The following is a 5,068-nucleotide window of genomic DNA, read 5'->3' as shown; positions in this document are numbered from 1 at the left end:
CGCCAGGATCTTCGCGATACCGGACATCCCGGCCCCACCGATGCCGATGAAGTGCGGTCGCCGCCGTCGGCCACGAACCACCCGCCCCGCGCGAACTGCCCGGGCAGAGTCCCGATGACCATCAGCAGCAACCAGGGTGAGGGATGCCCCCATGGGCACCTTCGCGTGTGTACGGAGAGGTCGACATGGCTTACTACATCTCGCGGGCGTCGGAGCGGAAGTTCTCCGACGTCGAAGGCGTCCCGGGTCTTCAGCAGGCACTCCTGGTCGGGCACGAGCACGGCGCGTCCCACCTCGAGGTGAGTTTGTACGAGCTGGCTCCCGGAGCGACGACGGGCTGGACCCGCTGCCCGTTCGAGGAGTCGTGGTTCGTCACGGGCGGATCGGGCGAGGCCGCCTATGCCGGACTGCGCTACGAACTCGGTTCCGGGGACTACGGTGTGGCGCCTGTCGGTGTCGCCCACTCGCTGTCCGCCGGCGACGAGGGACTGACGTGGATCGGGGTGCGCGCCCCGAAGCCGCCCACGTTCGACGGCGCCCGAAGCCGCATCGCCGCCAAGGCCTCACCGGGCGAGAACCTGGGCCGCCCGTCCGAGACGGACCCCCGGCACCGCTACGTCGGCCACTTCGACGACTCCGACATGGCCCCCTACGCGCAGCTGTCGATGCCCGGCTACCACGGCCCCAACATCAAGAACATCAGCCTGAGGATGATGGTCGACCAGCTCCTGGGAGCCCAGCACCACACTGTCTTCGTGTGCGAGATCGCGCCTAGGTCCGGCCCGGGCCAGGCGGCCAAGGTCCACTACCACCCGTTCGAGGAGATCTACTACTTCACATCCGGCGGGATGCGGGGGACCCTGGATGGCAAGGACGAGGTCATCGAGACAGGTGACCTGGTGTGGGTGGGTACCGACGGCACGCATGGCTTCGTCAACGAACGCGCGGAACCGGCGCGTTGGGTCGAGGTGCAGTCGCCGATCCCGCCCACCTCCGACGCGTTCTTCTTCCCTGACGACTGGCGTAAGCTCCCGGAGGAGCACTGAGGATCGCGGAGGCGCGACGTTCGATGGGCGGCGACTCCACTCTTGGTCGGCCGAGCGATTCCAAGGCGCCAGGTCGACAGCATCGCGCGATCATCCGGCGGAAGCTGGCGATGCCGGAGCCGGCGAAGGACATCGTCGAGCGCGACAGGCTCAGCCGGCGGTTGAGGTCTCTGCTCGACCGTCACACCGTGGTGAACGTCTTCGCGACGGCCGGGGCAGGCAAGACCACGGCGGTGGCCCTGGCTGTCCGTGACCTCGACAGGCCCGTCGCCTGGCTGTCGCTCGACGGTACCGAGCAGGCGGCGGGCCGCCTGCTCGTGTACCTCGAAGCGGCCGTCGAGGGCGCCGTGCCGAGCGCCGCCGATGTGGCGTCCGATGCCCTGAGCAGCAGTCTCCACATCGGTGAGGCAGCCGGACTGCTGGCCGAGAGCCTCCAGGGAAGCCGGCTCATCCTGGTGTGCGACAACGTGGAACGCGTCGTGCCGGACGAGACCTGCATCGCGGTCCTGTCGTCGTTCGCCCGCTACCTGCCGCCCGGCGTGAACCTGGTACTGATCTCGCGCGTCGACGTCCGCCTCGACCCGGGCTCGACGAGCGACCGCGACCGCGTGGGTGAGCTGGTGGAGAGCGACCTCTCCTTCGACGCCCAGGAAGCGGCCGCGGCACTGCGCAACGTCGGTCGCGACGACGTGCACCCGGCGCAGGCGGTGGCGGCCACGGGGGGCTGGGTCACCGGGGTCCTCTTCGAGGGCTGGCGTCATGCCCAGTCCCGTCAGATGGATCCCGACCTGCTGCGGTCCTATGTCGCGGCGAACGTCTTCAACTCACTCACCCAGACCGAGAGAACGTTCCTCCTCCATACGAGTCTGCTGGCGGAGGTCTCGGCCGAGGGCGCCCGGGCGCTGGGCCAGGAGAACGCGGCCCAGGTCATGGCCGGCCTCCGTGCCCGGCATCTCCCGGTGACCTGGGCGTCCGACGGTTCCCGTATGACGCCGCACCCGGTGTTCCGCGACTTCCTCGTCGAGGCCCTGGGGCGGGAGGACGCCAGGACGCTCGACGAGGTGCGCCGCAGGCACGCCGACGTCCTGATCGCCGGCGGCGCGCACGAGGAGGCGGTCGACGAGTTGCTCCGGCTCGGGGACCTGGAGGCGGCCGGGAGACTGGCTGCCGTAGCCCTCCCCAGCCTGGTGGCACGGATGGACTTCGCGCCGGCGGCACGGTGGCTCGACGCGCTGGGGGCGTCGGTACGCACGCCCACCCCGGAGATCGGCTCCGTCATCCTGCGCGTCGCCTTCGCACTCGAACAGTGTGATCGCGGTGTGGAACTCGTCGATCGCCATGGATACGACTGGCTTCCGGAGCCGGATTCCCCCGACTTCGAGGAGGCACACGTCCTGGCCTGCTGGTGCCTGTGGCACCGGGGGCGGATCGAGGAGGCGCGGTCCCTGGCGGACCGGCTGCCACCGGGCCGGAACGGGCGCATCGCGCACACGCTGATCGCGCTGGCCACCGGCGAGGAACCGCCACCCTTTCCGGAGTACTCGTCCACGCCGTCCGGCCCGCTCGACGGACTGCTGATGCGGCTGGCCTTCCTGCGCGGCCGCCTCGAAGGACTCGACGACCCGGGGTCGTTCGATCCCTGGCGCACGATACTCGGCGGCCCGTGGGTCGTCGCCGCGCTGCGCGTCACCGGGCGACTCGACGCCGCGATGTCGATGTTCGAACCTCGCCGTGGCTCCTCGCAGCCGGTGTGGCTGCACGCCGTCGACGCCGTCGATCTCATGCTCGACCTCGGCCGCGGAGACGAAGCCTGCGCGTCCATCGCGCGGGGGCGAGAGCTCATCGCGGCCACCGGCTCCAAGGTGTACAAGAACCTGAGCCTTCTCGGCGAAGCAAAGCTGTGGCTGCGCCTCGGGGGTGACACCCGGCGTGCCGACCGCGTGCTGGCGGAGTCGGCCGCCTGCGGGGCATCGGAGTACAGCCTCACACGCGAGATGTGGCAGATGTGGTCCGGTCTGTCGATGCTCCTGCAGAACCGGAACACCGAGGGGCACGAGCACCTCGCGGAATGCCTCCGGAGCATGCAGAAGGGAGACCGCCATCTCGATCTCTCGACGGCTGCCGTGTACCTCGCGGAGGCGCAGTGGCGCCTCGGACTCGAGAACGAGTCCGACGCCACGGCCGACCTCGCGATGGTCTCCGCCTCGACGCACGGCACCCAGCATCTGCTGCTGACGGCACTGGCGGACGTGCCGCAGGTCGCGGCGAGAGCCGCGGACACCAGGTCGAGCCGTATGTCGCCCTGGCACGAGATCCTCGCCGCCCTCTCGGGCCAGCATCCGATACGCGTGAACGTGAGTACACCCCGGCTGGTGCTGGAGGAGTTCGGCGAGCCGGTCCTCACGGTCGACGGACACGTGACCCAGCCCCGGCTGACGAAGAGCCTCGAACTCCTCAGCTACCTGCTCTGGGCACCCGATCGCAGGGCCACCCGCGAGGAACTGCTCGGGGCGCTCTTCGGGGGCCGCAACGACGCCGCCGGCCGCAGCTATCTGCGGCAGGCGCTCTACCGGCTTCGCGAGGCCCTGCCCGAGGGCCTGGGCCCCGCGCAGGACGGCGACGTCTTCCACCTGGTCGGCCCCACCCTCGCCATGGGGTCGGCACAACGGGCGGTCGACCTCGTGGCCCAGGCCGGCAGACAGGACGGAGAGATCCGCCTCCAGACGCTGTCGCGTGCGCTCAGCAGCGCGGAGCGGGGCCCCTACCTGGCGACGATCTCAGGTGAGTGGGTCGCCGAGCGTCGTGAGGCGCTGGGTGAGACCTTCCTGTCGGCTCGCGTCGACACAGCCAAGCTCGCCTATCGCATGAACCGCTACCGCGAGGCCAAGGGACTGATCGACCGCGTGCTGCGCGAGGATCCGTATCGCGAGCAGGCCTGGCAGCTCGCCATCAGACTGGCGCACGCCAGCGGCAGCGACGACGGCGTGCTGGCCCTCTACCAGCGGTACGTCGCGCGAATGCGGGATCTCGGAGTGCCCCCGTCGGACGAGGTCCGCCGGCTCGTCATGCAGCTGCGCCGATGACTCCGTCGATTTCGCATCGGTAAACGCGTGGTCCGCCACACTCGAGCCACCTGATCACAGGAAACGCTCAGCCATCTCGTTACAGGCAACGGAGGGCATCATGGGTGCATCTACCGCGCAGGACATGCGCGCCACATATCGCGGAGCAATGGCGCGGTTCACGACCGGCGTCACGATCGTCACCACCAGGACCGCGAACGGGCCGGCAGGAATGACCGCCAGTGCTGTCGCGTCCGTTTCGCTGGATCCGCTCATGCTGCTGGTGTGTGTCGGCAACACCCTCGCGACGCGGGACGCGATTTCCGATTCCGGAGTCTTCGCGGTCAGCGTCCTCTCCCAAGGACAGGAACGCCACGCGCTGCGGTTCGCGAGCCGGTGCGACGACAAGTTCGCCGGTGTCGGGCTGCGAACCGACCACGACCTCCCCGTCGTCGACGGCGCGGTCGCTCACTTCGCCTGCAACGTGCAGGAGGAGTTCGCCGGGGGAGACCACACCATATTCGTCGGCCAGGTCGTCAGCTGCGGCTACTCCGTCGACTCCAACCCCCTGGTGTACTTCGGTGGGAAGTTCGGCAGCCTCTGCGATCTCGATTCCCACGCGCAGCTCGCCTTCGACTGGCAGCTCGCCGCCTCGATGTAGCGAACCTCGCCACGGCGCCCGGGCCTGTTCCGCGCATCACCTCGTGCCGGAGGCCCGGCCCTCGCCGTCAACACCCCTTTGCGCATGGCGCGCACCTCATCACCAGGAGATGAACGTGGACGTATCCGTGCTGGGTCTCGGTCAGATGGGATCCGCAATCGCCGAACGACTCATCGGCGCGGGCCACAAGGTCAGCGTCTGGAACCGGTCGAAGGGGAAGGCCGACGGCCTGCTGGAAAGGGGCGCGTTCGAACTGGACGAGCCCTCCGAGGCCTGGGTCCGGTCGGACGTCTGCATCA

General features: G+C 69.3%; 5 protein-coding genes. 4 read left to right on the top strand and 1 reads right to left on the bottom strand.

All coding sequences use genetic code 11. The features are described from left to right. Positions 1-185 precede the first annotated feature (185 nt). On the top strand, positions 186-1,046 hold the full coding sequence (locus AB0O67_RS36535; RefSeq protein ID WP_365460156.1) for a cupin domain-containing protein: 861 nt from the start codon (positions 186-188) through the stop codon (positions 1,044-1,046). A 110-nt stretch (positions 1,047-1,156) separates the two neighbouring features. Continuing rightward, the gene (locus AB0O67_RS36530; protein WP_365460153.1) at positions 1,157-4,129 is read left to right on the top strand and encodes a BTAD domain-containing putative transcriptional regulator; all 2,973 of its coding nucleotides are present in this window, start codon (positions 1,157-1,159) and stop codon (positions 4,127-4,129) included. Between the two features lie 54 nt (positions 4,130-4,183). Here the strand turns inward: AB0O67_RS36530 and AB0O67_RS36525 are convergent, their stop codons facing one another. Further along, a complete protein-coding gene (locus AB0O67_RS36525; protein ID WP_365460162.1) occupies positions 4,184-4,384 on the bottom strand; it encodes a hypothetical protein in 201 nt (66 codons plus the stop codon). Between AB0O67_RS36525 and AB0O67_RS36520 the strand changes: the two genes are divergently transcribed. Then, the gene (locus tag AB0O67_RS36520) at positions 4,305-4,769 is read left to right on the top strand and encodes a flavin reductase family protein (RefSeq protein ID WP_365460159.1); all 465 of its coding nucleotides are present in this window, start codon (positions 4,305-4,307) and stop codon (positions 4,767-4,769) included. The two genes, AB0O67_RS36525 and AB0O67_RS36520, sit on opposite strands and share 80 nt — an antisense overlap. A 115-nt stretch (positions 4,770-4,884) precedes the next feature. Next, positions 4,885-5,068, top strand: a 184-nt coding sequence (locus tag AB0O67_RS36515) for an NAD(P)-binding domain-containing protein (RefSeq protein ID WP_365460150.1), incomplete at its 3' end; no start/stop codon positions are given.

It is taken from the genome of Streptomyces sp. NPDC086077 (genome assembly GCF_040686175.1).
In the GTDB taxonomy this organism is placed as follows: domain Bacteria; phylum Actinomycetota; class Actinomycetes; order Streptomycetales; family Streptomycetaceae; genus Streptomyces.
Note: the sequence above shows the minus strand (reverse complement) of the source record. Positions and strands in the feature narration are given on the sequence as shown.